This is a genomic window from Pseudomonas sp. SJZ080 (genome assembly GCF_007828295.1).
GTDB lineage: Bacteria > Pseudomonadota > Gammaproteobacteria > Pseudomonadales > Pseudomonadaceae > Aquipseudomonas > Aquipseudomonas migulae_A.
This window is the reverse complement of record NZ_VIUK01000001.1, coordinates 365272-381551: the sequence shown is the minus strand read 5'-3', so window position 1 is coordinate 381551 and position 16280 is coordinate 365272. Positions and strand designations below refer to the sequence as shown.

At 59.4% G+C, this 16280-nt stretch carries 12 protein-coding genes and 2 tRNA genes; 4 read left to right on the top strand and 10 right to left on the bottom strand.

Annotation, left to right across the window (positions count from 1 at the left end; translation table 11 throughout):
- Nucleotides 1–26: 26 nt before the first annotated feature.
- The 4 genes from rpsR to rnr form a co-directional block, all read right to left on the bottom strand.
- The gene (rpsR, locus tag FBY04_RS01755) at nucleotides 27–257 is read right to left on the bottom strand and encodes a 30S ribosomal protein S18 (RefSeq protein WP_002551829.1); all 231 of its coding nucleotides are present in this window, start codon (nucleotides 255–257) and stop codon (nucleotides 27–29) included.
- A gap of 28 nt (nucleotides 258–285) precedes the next feature.
- On the bottom strand, nucleotides 286–708 hold the full coding sequence (gene rpsF, locus FBY04_RS01750; protein ID WP_003236224.1) for a 30S ribosomal protein S6: 423 nt from the start codon (nucleotides 706–708) through the stop codon (nucleotides 286–288).
- A gap of 285 nt (nucleotides 709–993) precedes the next feature.
- Nucleotides 994–1758 carry a 23S rRNA (guanosine(2251)-2'-O)-methyltransferase RlmB gene (gene rlmB, locus FBY04_RS01745; RefSeq protein WP_084319322.1) on the bottom strand — a complete coding sequence of 255 codons (765 nt, stop codon included), beginning with the start codon at nucleotides 1756–1758 and terminating at the stop codon, nucleotides 994–996.
- Nucleotides 1755–4373 carry a ribonuclease R gene (rnr, locus tag FBY04_RS01740; protein ID WP_084319324.1) on the bottom strand — a complete coding sequence of 873 codons (2619 nt, stop codon included), beginning with the start codon at nucleotides 4371–4373 and terminating at the stop codon, nucleotides 1755–1757. Before rnr ends, rlmB begins: the two co-directional genes overlap by 4 nt.
- Nucleotides 4374–4599: 226 nt before the next feature.
- Here rnr and FBY04_RS01735 point away from each other — a divergent pair.
- The 4 genes from FBY04_RS01735 (at nucleotide 4600) to FBY04_RS01720 (ending at nucleotide 7774) form a co-directional block, all read left to right on the top strand.
- Nucleotides 4600–4686: transfer RNA gene (locus tag FBY04_RS01735), tRNA-Leu, on the top strand.
- Between the two features lie 166 nt (nucleotides 4687–4852).
- Nucleotides 4853–4939, top strand: a tRNA-Leu gene (locus FBY04_RS01730).
- Between the two features lie 259 nt (nucleotides 4940–5198).
- A complete protein-coding gene (locus FBY04_RS01725) occupies nucleotides 5199–6209 on the top strand; it encodes an iron ABC transporter substrate-binding protein (RefSeq protein ID WP_084319326.1) in 1011 nt (336 codons plus the stop codon).
- Nucleotides 6209–7774 (top strand): iron ABC transporter permease, encoded by a 1566-nt coding sequence (locus tag FBY04_RS01720; RefSeq protein ID WP_145314342.1) that lies wholly within the window; start codon nucleotides 6209–6211, stop codon nucleotides 7772–7774. The genes FBY04_RS01725 and FBY04_RS01720 overlap by 1 nt, the downstream gene beginning before the upstream one ends.
- Before the next feature lie 125 nt (nucleotides 7775–7899).
- Here the strand turns inward: FBY04_RS01720 and FBY04_RS01715 are convergent, their stop codons facing one another.
- The 6 genes from FBY04_RS01715 to hflX all read right to left on the bottom strand — a co-directional run bounded on the left by FBY04_RS01715 (nucleotide 7900) and on the right by hflX (nucleotide 16270).
- A complete protein-coding gene (locus FBY04_RS01715; RefSeq protein ID WP_084319330.1) occupies nucleotides 7900–9834 on the bottom strand; it encodes a methyl-accepting chemotaxis protein in 1935 nt (644 codons plus the stop codon).
- A gap of 150 nt (nucleotides 9835–9984) precedes the next feature.
- Nucleotides 9985–11274 carry an adenylosuccinate synthase gene (locus FBY04_RS01710; protein ID WP_145314341.1) on the bottom strand — a complete coding sequence of 430 codons (1290 nt, stop codon included), beginning with the start codon at nucleotides 11272–11274 and terminating at the stop codon, nucleotides 9985–9987.
- Between the two features lie 55 nt (nucleotides 11275–11329).
- On the bottom strand, nucleotides 11330–12517 hold the full coding sequence (locus FBY04_RS01705; protein ID WP_007939588.1) for an ATP phosphoribosyltransferase regulatory subunit: 1188 nt from the start codon (nucleotides 12515–12517) through the stop codon (nucleotides 11330–11332).
- Between the two features lie 316 nt (nucleotides 12518–12833).
- Nucleotides 12834–13703 (bottom strand): protease modulator HflC, encoded by an 870-nt coding sequence (gene hflC / locus FBY04_RS01700; RefSeq protein WP_059405812.1) that lies wholly within the window; start codon nucleotides 13701–13703, stop codon nucleotides 12834–12836.
- Nucleotides 13703–14872 carry an FtsH protease activity modulator HflK gene (gene hflK / locus FBY04_RS01695; RefSeq protein ID WP_145314340.1) on the bottom strand — a complete coding sequence of 390 codons (1170 nt, stop codon included), beginning with the start codon at nucleotides 14870–14872 and terminating at the stop codon, nucleotides 13703–13705. Before hflK ends, hflC begins: the two co-directional genes overlap by 1 nt.
- 96 nt (nucleotides 14873–14968) lie before the next feature.
- Nucleotides 14969–16270: a ribosome rescue GTPase HflX gene (hflX, locus tag FBY04_RS01690; protein WP_084319338.1), complete on the bottom strand. Its 1302-nt coding sequence runs from the start codon at nucleotides 16268–16270 to the stop codon at nucleotides 14969–14971.
- Nucleotides 16271–16280: the final 10 nt, after the last annotated feature.

The window sequence follows — 16280 nt, the reverse complement described above, 5'->3', positions numbered from 1 at the left end:
CTTTGCTACGTGTCGACTGCCCGGTCTCAGCGGCCGTGGCTGTCGGTGTAGGCCAGCAGGGCCAGGAAGCGGGCGCGCTTGATAGCGGTGGCCAGCTGACGCTGATAACGTGCTTTGGTACCGGTGATGCGGCTTGGAACGATTTTGCCGGTCTCGGATACGTAAGCTTTCAGAGTGTTGAGATCTTTGTAATCGATCTCTTTCACGTCTTCAGCGGTGAAGCGGCAGAATTTACGACGACGGAAGAAACGTGCCATTTGATAGGCTCCTTAAAAGGTCCGTGGATTACTCGTCAGCGTTATCGCTGTTGTCGCTGTCATCACTATCAGCGCTATCGGCGCCTTCGTGCTCAGGACGGTCGCGACGCTCACGGCGCTCACTGCGGTTTTCTTCAGCCTTGAGCATCTCGGATTGGCCGGTAACGGCTTCTTCGCGACGGATGACCAGGTTACGGATCACTGCATCGTTGTAGCGGAAGTTGTCTTCCAGCTCGGCCAGGGCCTTGCCAGTGCACTCAACGTTCAGCATCACGTAGTGAGCCTTGTGAACATTGTTGATTGCGTAGGCCAGTTGACGACGGCCCCAATCTTCCAGACGGTGGATTTTGCCGCCGTCTTCTTCGATCAGCTTGGTGTAACGCTCAACCATGCCGCCGACTTGCTCGCTTTGATCCGGGTGGACCAAAAAGATGATTTCGTAATGACGCATGAATGCTCCTTACGGGTTGTAGCCTGCCGCTCAAAAGCGGTCAGACAAGGAGTGAATGACACTTATGGACTTGCTTGCGATAGACACATGCGTGCCTGCCGTCACAGCAAGGGGCGCAATTGTAGAGAAGGGACAGAAGAGGTGCAAGGCAATTGGTGATTATTTGAACAACCACCAACAACCCCGCTTCTGTAGGAGCCGGCTTGCTGGCGATCCGTGCGACGCGGTCTGTCAGATGGACCGCGTCGCCTGGATCGCCAGCAAGCCGGCTCCTACAAGGGAGTGTCAGGGCTTCTTGCCAGTGGCGGCTTTTACGCTGCGCTGGCGCTGAGCCTCGAACAGGCAAACGCCAGTCGCCACGGAAACGTTGAGACTGCTGACGCTGCCAGTCATCGGCAGGTGCACCAGATAGTCGCAAAGATCACGAGTCAGGCGACGCATGCCGCTGCCTTCCGCACCCATGATCAGGATGGTCGGGCCGGTCATGTCTTGCTGATACAGGCTCTGCTCAGCCTCGCCCGCCGTACCGACGACCCACAAGCCGCGCTGCTTGAGTTTTTCCAGGGTGCGCGCCAGATTGGTCACGGCGACCAGCGGAATCACTTCCGCCGCGCCACAGGCGACTTTCCGTACCGTCGGGGTCAGCGTGGCTGACTTGTCTTTCGGAACGATCACCGCCAGCGCGCCGGCCGCATCGGCCGAACGCAGGCAAGCGCCAAGGTTGTGCGGATCGGTCACGCCGTCGAGCACCAGCAGCAGCGGTGCGCCGTCAGTGCGATCGAGCAGCTCGTCGAGCATCGCCTCACCCCAGACCTGGCTCGGACTCACGTCCGCCACCACGCCCTGGTGCACGCCTTCAACCCACGCATCCAGCTCACGACGTTCGGCATTGCCGACGGCTACGCGATTTTCCGCAGCGAGCTGGATCAGCGTCTGAACCCGCGGATCACTGCGGCCTTCAGCCAGCCAGATCTGCTTGACGCGTTTCGGGTGGTGACGCAGCAATGCTTCTACCGCATGCACGCCGTAGATTTTTTCCAACTGACTCATGACTTGGCCTTAGGTTTACGCGCCCCGCCGCTTTTGGCTGGAGCCGAACCCGCTTTCGGCGGGCCTTTACGATGTTTGCTTGGCTTGCTGCCGGGAGCCTTGTCAGGCGCCGACCGTCCGGTCTTTCCCCCAGACGCCGCTTTACCACCGCTTTTCGCTTCAGACAGCAACGCCTGCTTCAGTTCGCGGCTTTTGCGCAACTCAGCGTTTTTCGCTGCAGCGTCGCTCGGGCGATAGGCTTCGACCGCCTTTTCCTTGGCAGGACGACGACCGGTTTTCGCCGACGCCGGCTCAGCAGCCGTCTTGGTCGCAGGTGCAGCGGTTTCGGTCCCGCGCTTCTTGCGGCCGATCGGTGCGCTGATGGTTTTTTCAGCCATCTCGAAGTCGATCTTGCGCTCATCGAGGTCGACGCGCATCACGCGCACTTCAACGGTGTCGCCAAGGCGGAAGCTGCGACCGGTACGCTCACCGGCGAGGCGGTGATGCACAGGATCGAAGTGGTAGTAATCGCCCGGCAGCGCGGTGACGTGCACCAGGCCTTCGACGTAGATATCGGTCAGTTCGACGAACAGGCCAAAACCGGTCACGGCAGTGATCACACCCGGGAACGATTCGCCCACGCGGTCTTTCATGAACTCGCACTTGAGCCAGTTCACCACGTCGCGGGTCGCTTCGTCGGCACGGCGTTCGCTCATCGAGCATTGCTCGCCGAGCTGCTCCAGCGTCGCTTCGTCGTACGGATAGATGCGCGCTTTCGGAATGGTCATCGCGCCGGCACGGCGAACGTGCGGGGTGTCCATTTTCGAATGGATGACGCTGCGGATCGCCCGGTGCGTGAGCAAATCCGGGTAGCGGCGGATCGGTGAGGTGAAGTGGGTGTAAGCCTCGTAATTCAGGCCGAAATGACCCTGGTTATCAGCGCTGTACACCGCCTGGCTCAACGAACGCAGCATGACGGTCTGGATCAGATGGAAGTCCGGACGGTCCTTGATGCTCGCCAACAAGGCCTGGTAATCCTTCGGCGACGGGCCATCCTTGCCTTTGTGCAGGGACAGGCCGAGCTCACCGAGGAAGGCGCGCAGTTTTTCCAGACGCTCCGGTGGAGGACCATCGTGGACGCGGTACAGCGCAGGAATTTCGTGCTTCTTCAGGAATTCCGCCGTGGCCACGTTGGCCGCCAGCATGCATTCCTCGATCAGCTTGTGCGCGTCGTTACGAACGGTCGGACGGATTTCGGCAATCTTGCGCTCGGTCCCGAAGATGATCCGGGTTTCCTGCGTTTCGAAATCGATCGCGCCACGTTCGTGACGAGCGGCCAGCAGCACTTTGTACAGTGCGTAAAGCTGCTTCAGATGCGGCAGAACGTCGTTGTACTCGCCACGAAGCTGACGCGCCTCGGTGAGTTTCGGCGTTTCCAGCATCGCGCTGACCTTGTTATAGGTCAGACGAGCATGGGAGTGAATCACCGCTTCGTAGAAGCAGTAGTCGGTCATCTCGCCGGATTTGGAGATGGTCATTTCGCAGACCATGGCCAGGCGATCGACGTGCGGGTTCAGCGAGCACAGGCCGTTGGACAGCTGCTCGGGCAGCATCGGCACTACGCGTTCAGGGAAGTAAACGGAGTTGCCGCGAACCTGGGATTCGTTATCCAGCGCCGAACCGATCTTCACGTAACTGGAAACGTCGGCAATCGCCACGTACAACTTCCAGCCGCCGGAGAACAGACGCAGCTTGCCCGGTTTGGCTTCGCAGTAGACCGCGTCATCGAAGTCGCGCGCATCTTCACCGTCGATGGTCACGAACGGCAGATGACGCAGGTCGATGCGCTTCTCTTTGTCTTTCTCTTCGACTTCCGGCTTGAGCTTGGCGGCTTCTTTCAAGACCGCTTCAGGCCAGACGTGCGGAATATCGTAAGTGCGCAGGGCGACATCGATTTCCATGCCCGGCGCCATGTAGTTGCCCACGACTTCGACCACGTCGCCTTGCGGCTGGAAGCGTGGCGTTGGCCAGTGAGTGATCTTCACTTCGACGAATTGACCGATCTGCGCGTTGGCGTTGCGGCCCGGGGTGACCAGCACTTCTTGCTGGATCTTCGGGTTATCGGCAACCACGAAGCCGATACCGCCTTCTTCGAAGTAACGGCCGACGATGGTCTCGTGAGCACGGGTTACCACTTCGACGATCATACCTTCGCGGCGACCACGACGGTCCAGACCGGAAACACGCGCCAGGGCACGGTCGCCATCGAACACCAGACGCATTTGCGCCGGGCTCATGAACAGATCGTCACTGCCGTCGTCCGGGACCAGGAAACCGAAGCCGTCACGGTGACCGCTGATGCGGCCCAGGATCAGGTCGAGCTTGTCCACCGGCGCATAAGTGCCGCGACGGGTATAGATGAGTTGAGCGTCGCGCTCCATGGCGCGCAGGCGGCGGCGCAGGGCTTCGATCTGGTCTTCTGTGGTCAGACCAAACTCTTCGACCAGTTGCTCGCGGTTAGCAGGCGAACCCCGATCAGCAAGGTGCTGAAGGATCAGTTCGCGGCTAGGAATAGGGTTTTCATATTTTTCCGCTTCACGAGCGGCCTCGGGATCGAGGGACTGCCAATCGGCCATTAGAGAGTTTTCACCTTGTCTATATGCGGGTTAGTTTGGCATAGGCGTAATGAAACGGGAAATTTCAGGCTATGAGAGCCCATCTAAAGCCCTTTATCGACACCGAAAAGCTTACTTGAATGCCACTGGTAACATTTTTCAGGTTTTTTTGATGCCGGGGGTTTACAGTTAAAAAGACGCTCCGTATAGTGCGCGCCATCGACGACGCACTAGCGCTGCCGATACTGCCCAGATGGTGAAATTGGTAGACACGCCAGCTTCAGGTGCTGGTGACCGCAAGGTCGTGGAAGTTCGAGTCTTCTTCTGGGCACCAATTTCGAGCTTGAGATTAGATCAATTTCAAGGCTCACACAAAAACCCGCGAAAGCGGGTTTTTTGCATTCTAAGCATCTGATTTATTAAAACTAAATCAGGGGTTTACAGATCAAAATGCTCTCCGTATAGTGCGCCACATCAACAGCGGCAACGCTGAAGATTATGCCCAGATGGTGAAATTGGTAGACACGCCAGCTTCAGGTGCTGGTGACCGCAAGGTCGTGGAAGTTCGAGTCTTCTTCTGGGCACCAATTCAAATTCAAGGTCACGATCTTGAATTTCACAGAAACCCGCGAAAGCGGGTTTTTGCGTTTCTGGCTTTCTAAAAAACAGCCATTACCCCTTACCGAATCAAAGTGCTTTTTGTGGCGAGGGGATTTATCCCTTCGCCACAGAGCCTGCACCAAACCCTCTAGCAAAACCCTCTGCGTCCCGCAAGACGCACTTGAGAAACAATATCGTTTATCATTGTTGCAAGTTTTTGCAATGCGACAGTGAGGAACCCTGCGAATGATGTTTCGAAATACCCTGCGCCGCGGCCTGACCTTCACCCTGCTCGGCCTGGCACTCGCCACCCCCCTCACCCAGGCTGCTGACACAGTTTCCCTGACACTCTATAACGGCCAACACAAAGAAGTCGGCGACGCCGTCGCCAAGGCCTTTGAAGCCAAGACCGGCATTCACGTCAATGTGCGCAAAGGCAGCAGCAACCAGCTCGCCAGCCAGATCGTCGAAGAAGGCGATCGCTCTCCCGCCGACGTGATCTACACCGAAGAATCCCCGCCGCTGAACAAACTCGGCGAACAGGGCCTGCTGGCACAAACCGATGCCGCCACCCTCGCCGTCCTGCCCAAAGACTACGTCGCCGGCAATGGCACCTGGATCGGAATCACCGCGCGAGTCCGCGTCGTTGCGTTCAACCCCAAGCTGATCGATGAAAAAGACCTGCCGAAATCGGTGATGGAATTCTCCGACCCGAAATGGCAAGGCAAGGTCGGCTTTGTGCCCACCAGTGGCGCGTTCCAGGAACAAGCCGTGGCGATCATCAAGGTGCACGGCATGGACGCAGCCGAAGAATGGCTGACCGGCCTGCGCGCATTCGGCAAGACTTACAGCAACAACATGGTGGCGCTGAAAGCCGTGGAAAATGGCGAAGTCGCCACCGTGCTGGTGAACAACTACTACTGGTTCGCCTTGCAGCGTGAAAAAGGCCAGCTCGACTCGAAACTGCATTACTTCACCGGCGGCGACGTCGGCGGGCTGATCACCGTTTCCAGCGCTGCCGTACTGAAATCCAGCAAACATCCAAAAGAAGCCCAGCAGTTCCTCGCCTACATGGCCAGCGAAGAAGGTCAGCGCGTGATCACCCAGACCACCGCCGAATACCCGCTGCACAAAGGCATGGAATCGGATCGCGGCCTCAAACCGTTCAGCGAACTGCAAGCGCCGAAAGTCACGCCGGCCGACCTCGGCAACGCCGAAGAAGCCCTGGACCTGGAACGTGACGTTGGCTTGAACTGATGAGCGCATCGTTATCAGCCCCTGCTCCTCGCGGGGCTTATGTGCCACGGCGCAAGCGGCCTTCGATCTGGCTGTTGTTGCCGGTTTTGCTGCTGGTGATGCTCAGTCTTTTGCCGCTGGCCTATGTCGGGCTCAAGACCTGGCAGGCGGGCTGGGCCGAAGCGCTGCATCTGTTGTGGCGGCCTTATGTGTTCGGCCTGTTGCGCAATACGCTGGCATTGATGGTGGGCGTGACGGTTGCCTGTGGCGTGATCGGCCTCTCGCTGGCCTGGCTGCTTGAGCGCAGCAACTTGCCCGGACGGCGCTTGTGGGGCGTGATTCTGTGTTTGCCATTCGCGGTGCCGGCGTTTGTCAGCAGCTTCACCTGGGTTTCGTTGAGCGCGCACTTCGAAGGTTTGGGCGGGGCGATCCTGGTGATGACCCTGTCGAAGTATCCGCTGATTTTTTTGCCGGTTGCGGCGACCCTGCGCAATCTTGACCCCTCTCTCGAAGAGTCCGCACGGACCCTTGGACAGAATCGCTGGGGCGTGTTCTTCAAAATCACCCTGCCACTGCTCTGGCCGTCGCTGCTCGCCGGCTCGTTGCTGATTGCCCTGCACATGCTCGTGGAATTCGGTGCACTGTCGATCATCGGCCTGCAGACATTCACCACGGCGATCTATCAGCAGTTCGAACTGGAATTCAGCAACGCCAATGCGGCGATGCTTTCCGCTGTTTTGCTCGCACTGTGTCTGATGCTGCTGTGGCTTGAACTGCGAGTACGCGGCAAAGGTCGACACGTGCGCACCGGCCAAGGCGCCGCACGACAGGCGGAACAGGTTCGATTAGGGCCTTGGGCTGTCGCCGGACAGGTCTACTGCCTGGCGCTGGCGATCATCGGCAGCGGGATTCCCTTGGGTATGTTGGCGTACTGGCTGGCGGTCGGCTCGTCGGCGGCGTTTCCGGTGGCGACGATCAGCGAGGCATTGCTGTCGTCCCTGGCACTGTCGCTGGGCGGTGCTGCGCTGTGTCTGGTGCTGGCCGTGCCGGTGGGGTTGTTGGTGGTGCGCTACAAAGGCCAACTGGCGATCTGGGCGGAGCGTTTGCCGTATCTGCTGCATGCCCTGCCAGGATTGGTGATTGCACTGACGCTGGTGTATTTCGCGCTCCACTACGTGCCGGTGCTGTACCAGACATCGGCGTTGCTGCTGATAGCCTATGCGCTGCTGTTTCTGCCGCTGGCTCAGGCGCCGATTCGCACGGCGCTGAACAAGGCTGCGCCGCAACTGGAAGAGGCGGCTCGTACGCTGGGGGCGTCATCCTTCAGTGCGTTCTGCCGGGTGACCCTGCCGATTATTTTCCCGGCATTGGGTGCGGCGTTTGCGTTGGTGTTTCTGGATGCCATGAAGGAGCTGACGGCGACGTTGCTGCTGAGTCCGACCGGGCTCAACACACTGGCGACGGAGGTTTGGGCGCATACGGCGAATGTGGAGTTTGCAGCGGCGGCGCCTTATGCGGCGCTGTTGATAGTCGTATCGGGGTTGCCGGTATATCTACTGACGACGCGGATGTATCTGAGTCGCTGAGAATGCCTTCGCGAGCAAGCCCGCTCCCACACTGGATCTGCTGTGAACTCACAATGGGTGAGCTCCAGAGATCCAATGTGGGAGCGGGCTTGCTCGCGAAAGCGTCAGACCAGCCAATATGAATTTTAAGCCCTGAACTGCCCCAGGCTCGCCTTCAACTGAGCCGCCAAGCCATCCAGCACCTTGCCGCTCGCCGTAGTCTCCACCACCGCCTGAGCCGCTTTCTCAGCCTGTGCATGAATGGTTTCAACCCGTCCCCGCACCGCCTGCGCGCCTTGCGCCTGATGCGCTGCTGCCTGCGTCGCCAGGCCAATGGCCGCATGAACCTGCTCGACCGACACCTGCACCGATTGCTGCAACCGAGCACTGTCGCGCAATACCAGCAGACCCTCGCTGGCCTGACGCCCGGCCTGACCGATCGCTGCCACCGCCTCACGCGCACCTTGCTGCAACGCCACGATGTGCGCCTGAATGTCGCCCGTGGAGCTCTGGGTCTTGCTCGCCAGCGCTCGCACCTCGTCCGCCACCACGGCAAAGCCGCGGCCGGTCTCGCCGGCACGCGCCGCTTCAATGGCCGCATTCAGTGCCAGCAGGTTGGTCTGCTCGGCGATCCCGTGAATCACGGTCAACACCACTTCAATCTGTTCACTCTGCTGCGCCAGTCGCTCGATGACTTTCGCGCCGGTATCAACCTGCCCGGCCAACGCCTCGATCAGGCTGCCGACTTTCGCCGAGGTCCGGGTGTTTTCATCGGTGGCCGAACGAATATCCACCACTTGCTGCAAGGCCGCCTGCATGGCCTGGCTTTCAGATTGGGCTTCGTCAGCCATTTGCGACAATGCGCGCAGGCTCTCGGCAACCTCGTCACGCTGCATGCCCGCTGCCGCATCGGCACCGGCGTTACGCAGGGTCATAGCGCCGATTTCAACGCCCGTGCGCTGGGCCACATCGCCTGCTTCACGCACGATTGGCTGCAACTTATCCACAAAGCGATTGACCGCCGAGGCCATGTCACCGATCTCGTCCTTGCTGTTGATCTGCACGCGTTTGGTCAGGTCACCCTCGCCCGCCGCCAGGTCGTCCATCGCCGAAATCAGCATCTTCAGGCGGTTGACCACGCGACGCCCCAGGACCACGGCCAGCAGCAGCAACACGCCGCAACCGACCAACGCCAGGCCCATGCCGATGCGCCAGCGCAGGGTCGCCGCGGCTTCCTGCACGGTGCTGGTGGTGTTGGCTTTCATTTCAGAGGCGGTCGACTGAGCGGAGGTCAAACGCGCCCGCATCGCAGTGGCACTGTCAGCTGCCGCGCCTTTGAGGCTGTCGCCGACCAGTTGATCACTGCTGGCAATCAGCGCCGAGAAGCGCTTGTCCAGCGCCGTCAGATCGGTTTCCACCGAGGCGGTGGAGACGCCCATCAAGACTTTGCCGATTTCCACGCCGTTAGGGTTGATCGAGGCTTCAACGTAGTAGACCGATGGATCGCTCTTCGCCGCATCCAGCACTTTATCCAGCGCCCGCTCGCCCTGGCCTTTCTCCAGAAGGGCCTTGTTGATCGGGTTTTCGCGGTTGAGATAGCGCGTCAGGTGCTGCCCCGTTGCGTCGTCATAGATCACGAACAGCACGTTGGGATTGCGCTGGGCGCGACGGGCGAATTCGGAGAGGGTTGGCACGTCGCTGTCCCACATGGCGCGGGGTGCAACCGAAGCCAGGAGCTGCGCCATATCATTGGCGGAATCCTTCAGGTCCTTTTCCAGCGTGGCACGCAGCTGAGCCTGTTCGTCCTTCAGTCGCGAGGACAAACCGGCCGTGAGGCGCTGACGTGTGCTGGTGGAGAGGTTGTCGAGGCTCGACGTGACTTCACGCCCCGCCTGCTCCAGTTCGCCCGAAAGTTTTTGACTGTCCGCACCAAGGCGCACACCCAAATCGGCTTCCAGGGCAGTCACTGTGCTCCGAGTCAGAGCGACAGCCACCAGCACCTGCACCAAAAGGGCGATACCAAGGGTAACGAACACCGGCCGCAATAGACGGCTTTGTAACAATGAGAGAACCGCCGACACTTGATATCCCTCTGCCATGACGCCATTAAATTGATGGCACGCCAGAAGACGTGCTCTTAATGAAGTTCACAGCAAAGGTCATGCCGTCCTGCGGACAGATACGACAAAGGGCCCAATTAAGGGCCCTTTGCTTTTTACATCAATGACTTATTAAGCGAACGGGTGACGCAGAACGATGGTTTCGTTGCGATCCGGGCCCGTCGAAATAATGTCGATCGGCGCACCGATCAGCGCTTCAATACGCTTGATGTAGGCACGTGCGTTGGCTGGCAGTTCTTCCAGGGTTTTGGCGCCCACGGTCGACTCGGTCCAGCCCGGCACCTCTTCGTACACAGGCTGCAGACCCACGTAGCTGTCAGCGTCCGTCGGGGCGACATTTTTACCTTCTGCATCTTTGTAGCCGACGCAGATGTTGATGGTTTTCAGACCATCGAGCACATCCAGCTTGGTCAGGCAGATGCCCGAGATGCTGTTCACATCGATGGCGCGACGCAAGATCACAGCGTCGAACCAGCCACAACGACGGGCACGGCCGGTAGTCGCGCCGAACTCGTGACCTTGTTTGGCCAGGTGCGCACCGACTTCGTCGAACAGTTCAGTCGGGAATGGACCCGAACCTACACGCGTGGTGTAAGCCTTGGTGATACCCAGGATGTAGTCCAGGAACATCGGGCCAACACCCGAACCGGTAGCTACGCCGCCAGCGGTGGTGTTAGAGCTGGTCACGTACGGATAGGTACCGTGGTCGATGTCCAGCAACGAACCTTGGGCGCCTTCGAACATGATGTCTTTGCCTGCGCGACGCAGGTCGTGCAGCTCGGCCGTCACGTCCAGCATCAGCGGCTTGAGCAGCTCAGCGTATTCTTTGCACTCAGCCAGGGTCTTGTCGAATTCGATGGCTGGCTCTTTGTAGTAACCCACCAGCATGAAGTTGTGGTAATCCACCAGTTCACGCAGCTTGTCTTCAAAGCGCGGCATGTTGAGCAGGTCGCCAACACGCAGGCCACGACGCGCGACTTTGTCTTCGTAGGCCGGGCCGATGCCGCGACCGGTCGTACCGATCTTCAGCTCGCCACGGGCCTTTTCACGGGCCTGGTCCAGTGCAACGTGGAAAGACAGGATCAGCGGGCAGGACGGACTGATACGCAGGCGCTCACGCACCGGTACGCCTTTCTCTTCCAGCTTGACGATCTCGCGCAGCAAGGCGTCCGGTGCAACCACCACGCCGTTGCCGATCAGGCACTGCACGCCTTCGCGCAGTACGCCCGACGGGATCAGGTGCAAGACGGTTTTCTCGCCGTCGATCACCAGGGTGTGGCCTGCGTTGTGGCCACCCTGGTAGCGCACTACGGCGGCAGCATGTTCGGTCAGCAGATCAACGATCTTGCCTTTGCCCTCATCACCCCATTGGGTGCCCAGGACTACGACATTCTTACCCATAACACTTGTCCTCATTCGCGCAAACTTGGTGTCGGCCACGGGCCGACAGGAAAACTCAAGAAGCCAGTGGCGATACTTGCCAAAGCCCGTTCTGCTGAATCAATTGCCGGTCGCAGTCCGCTTCACGGGCGGCGGCCAAAGGTTGTCCAGGCAAGGCCTGAACGACACGCTGACCCTCACTGCGCAACTGGCAAACCTGCTGCCAGAGTGCCGCATCCGTACTGTCAGGCATCCAGATACCGCCAGACGGTAGCTCGATTTCAGCACGCCCCAGGGTCACCAGGGTTTTCAAATCGGTAGAGAAGCCGGTAGCCGGACGGGCGCGACCGAAGTCGGCGCCGATGTCGTCGTAACGACCGCCCTGGGCAATGGACTGGCCAACACCCGGCACGAATACCGCGAACACCACACCGGTGTGGTAGTGATAGCCGCGCAACTCGCCCAGATCGAAGTACAACGGCAGTTCCGGGAAACGCGTGGACAAACGCTCGGCAATCGCCAGCAAATCGTCCAGCGCCGCCAAAACCGGCGCCGGCGCATTCGCCAGACGCTCGCGAGCAGCGCTCAACACCTCACGGCCGCCACACAGATCGACCAACGCACGCAGCATGCCCGACAGATCGGCAGGCAAACCTTCGGTCAGGGTAATGACCTCGTCGATGGCCTTGCGTTGCAACGCATCGAACAACTGTTGTTCAACTTCACCGGACAAACCGGCCGCGCGGGCCAGGCCGCGATAGATACCAACATGACCGAGGTCCATGTGCACATCCGGCACATCGGCCAGTTGCAGCATGGCCAGCATCAGGCTGATCACTTCCACGTCGCTGCTCGGGCTGGCATCGCCGTACAACTCGGCACCCAGTTGAATCGGGCTGCGCGAGGACGACAAGGCGCGAGGCTGAGCGTGTAGCACGCTGCCGGCATAGCACAGGCGGCTCGGACCTTCGCGACGCAGGGTGTGCGCATCGATGCGCGCCACTTGCGGCGTGATGTCGGCACGGAAGCCCATCTGCCGGCCCGATTGCGGGTCGATGACCTTGAAGGTACGCAGATCGAGGTCCTGGCCGGCGCCGGTCAGCAGGGATTCCAGGTACTCGATATGGGGAGTCACGACAAACTCGTAACCCCAGCTCTGGAACAGATCCAACACCTGACGACGCGCGACTTCAATGCGCGCCGCTTCCGGTGGCAGTACTTCTTCGATGCCATCTGGCAGCAGCCAGCGGTCTACCGTTGCCATTACGCCATTCCCCTATGGTCCGGGCGGCCAGCCTTTGGGCGAGCCTTGAGTGAAGCAGAAAATGATCGGCTTTGTTTACAAGCCACGCATAAACAACGCGGCGAAAAGCCTGAAAATAAGCTTCGCCAATCACTCTCCTCGAAAAACCTGTCGAGTCATTCAACTCGGGCGCCTGCATAAACAACAGCAATCAAACGTGCAGACGCAAAAAAGCCGGGAATTTCCCGGCTGCCGCATCATACACACGTTTTCCCAAAGGATCACCCCGCCCGAGGCTTTAGCCGCCAGGCGGGGGATGATTCAGGTCAACGTCGTATCAAGGCTTGGCTTTTTCCAGGTAACGGAAGAAGTCGCTGCTTGGGTCGAGGACCATGACGTCGGATTTGTTCGCGAAGCTTTCACGGTAGGCGCGCAGGCTACGGTAGAAACCGTAGAACTCCTGATCCTGGCCGTAGGCCTTGGAGTAGATCGCAGCGGCCTGGGCATCACCATCACCGCGAACCTCTTCGGATTCACGATAGGCTTCAGCCAGCAACACGCGGCGTTGACGATCAGCGTCGGCACGAATGCCTTCTGCCAGCTCGTTACCCTTGGCGCGGTGCTCGCGAGCTTCACGCTCACGCTCGGAACTCATGCGTTCGAAAACGCTGCGGTTCACTTCTTTCGGCAGATCGATGGCCTTGACCCGAACATCGACGACTTCGATGCCCAGTTCTTTTTCCGCCATCTTGTTCAGAGACGCCGTGATATCGGTCATCAGCGCATCGCGCTCACCGGACACCACTTCGTGCAGCGTGCGCTTGCCGAACTGGTCACGCAGGCCCGATTCCAGACGACGGGAAAGACGTTCGTCAGCAATCTGCTTGAGGCCGGAGGTCGCGGTGTAGAAGCGCTCGGCATCTTTCACCCGCCATTTGGCGTAGGCATCGACCATGACGGCTTTCTTTTCCAGCGTCAGGAAGCGTTGTGTCGGTGCATCCAGCGTCATCAGGCGTGCGTCGAATTTGCGCACCTGGTTAACGTAAGGCACTTTCACATGCAGGCCCGGCTGAACATCGGCCTGAACCACGCGACCGAACTGCAGCAACACCGCACGCTCGGTCTGAGCCACGATGTAGAAGCAGTTCCAGGCTGCGATCGCCACGACGACGCCGACAATAAGGGCGATCAGCGATTTATTGCTCATCAGCGACTCTCCCTGGTACGTGCTTGCTGTTGCTGCAGATCGGCTGCACGCACATTCGCTTCATTGCTGGTGGCTGCTGCGCCAGTCACTGCTGTGCTGGTGTTGCGACCACTTTCGACCATCTTGTCCAGCGGCAAGTACAGCAGATTGCTCTGGCCATTCTTGTTGCCGGTCACGAGAACCTTGCTGGTGCTGCTGAAGACTTCCTGCATGGTGTCCAGGTACAGACGCTGGCGGGTGACTTCAGGTGCCTTGCGGTACTCGGCGACCAGTTTGGTGAAGCGATCGGCCTCACCCTTGGCGCGCGAGACGGTTTCATCACGGTAACCGTTGGCATCTTCGATGATGCGCTGGGCCTGACCACGGGCTTCCGGCACGACGCCGTTGGCATAGGTTTCAGCCTGGTTGCGCGAACGTTGCTCGTCTTCACGGGCGCGGATCACGTCATCGAAGGCTTCCTGCACTTCACGCGGTGCCGCTGCGCTCTGTACGTTCACCTGAGTGACAGTGATACCGGTGCGATAAGTATCCATGAAGCGTTGCAGACGCTCCTTGATCTCGCTCGCCATCAACTCACGACCTTCAGTCAGCACCTGATCCATCGCGGTGGAACCCACCACATGGCGCAAGGCACTTTCGGTCGCGTGCTGCAGGCTGATTTCCGGCTGATCAACGCTCAGCACGAAGTCCTGCAGGTTGCTGATCTTGTACTGCACGGTCAGCGGCACTTCGACGATGTTTTCGTCTTCAGTCAGCATTTGACCCTGCTTGGTATAGGCACGCTCACGCGTGACGTTTTCCAGGTACTTGCGATCGAGCGGCGGGAAATAGATGTTCAGGCCCGGGCCGACGGTTTCGTAGTACTTGCCGAAACGCAGCACCACGGCTTGCTCCTGCTCGTCGACCACGTAGACCGCGCTGTACAGCCACACGGCCGCCAATACGACAAGGCCGATGCCGAGCAGGCCGCCGAAGCCGCCACTCTTGCCCGAACCACCGCCGTCATCACCGCGTTTTTTACCACCACCGAACAACCCATTCAGGCTTTCCTGCAGCTTTCGGAAGGCCTCGTCGAGATCCGGTGGTCCCTTGCGGTCGCCGTTATTGCGACGTTTGCCACCCCAAGGATCCTGATTATTCGAGTTGCCACCCGGCTCATTCCAAGCCATAGCGCTCTCCATCTGATAAAGCAAAGACGCACCCACGGCGCGCCGACCAATGCTACAGAATGCCTGTCACCGCGGCACAACCGCTTTCTCAGGCTTTTATTGCAAAGTGTGTTGTTCGATGAACTCTGTCGGCACAACGCCTTCACGGCTGACCAGCCGATTGAGCTCCGAGCGCGGCAATCGAACGGCCAGCAAGCTGACACCTTCTTCGTCGTGTTCTTCTTTCTGCACCGCTCCGAGTTCGAAGAACTGCGCACGCAGTCGAGCGAATCGTTGCGGCAAGCGCAAGGTACCGATAAACATCTCACTGCCCAGCAACTCGGCAATGGCCTGCTCAAGCAATTCCAGACCACTGCCATCACGTGCCGACAGCCAGACCCGTTGAGGCTTGCCGTTTTCGTCGCGCTGGATTTGTGGCTCAACGCCTTCAAGCAAATCGAGTTTGTTATAGACCTCGAGGATCGGCAAGTCCTGGGCACCAATCTCGCCCAGCACCACCATCACCTGCTCGATCTGCAACATGCGATCCGGTTCGGCCGCATCGATCACGTGCAACAGCAGGTCGGAGTTGCTCGATTCTTCGAGCGTAGACCGAAATGCCTCGACCAGCTTGTGGGGCAGGTGGCGAATGAACCCCACGGTATCAGCCAGGACAATCGGCCCCAGGTCGGCCAATTCCAGTCGGCGCAAGGTCGGGTCCAGCGTGGCAAACAACTGGTCAGCCGCGTACACGTCGGATTTCGTCACGTTATTGAAGAGCGTGGATTTGCCGGCGTTGGTATACCCCACCAAAGACACGGTAGGGATATCCGCGCGCGTACGGCCACGTCGCGACTGTTCACGCTGGCTGCGCACTTTTTCCAGCCGGCCCTTGATCTGTCGCAGGCGAACCCGCAGCAAGCGGCGGTCGGTCTCGAGCTGGGTTTCACCCGGGCCACGCATGCCGATACCGCCACCTTGACGCTCAAGGTGAGTCCAGCCACGAACCAGCCGGGTGCTCATGTGGTCAAGCTGGGCCAGTTCGACCTGGAGCTTGCCTTCATGGGTACGGGCACGTTGGGCGAAAATATCGAGAATCAGGCCGGTGCGGTCGATCACGCGACACTCGAAAACACGTTCGAGGTTACGTTCCTGACTGGGCGTGAGGATGTGATTGAAGATCACCAGATCGGCCTTTTCGGCATGGACCAGGTCGCGTAGTTCCTCGACCTTGCCGCTGCCAATCAGGAATTTGGCGGTTGGCCGATGACGCGGCACGTTAAAAAACGCAACGGTCTCGGCGCCAGCCGAATTAGCCAACTCCTGAAACTCCTGCGGATCTTCGCGCGCCTCAGGGTCCTGTCCATCCAAGTGAACGAGGATTACTCGCTCACCACCACCGTGGCGCTCAAAGAACAAAGGAGACTCC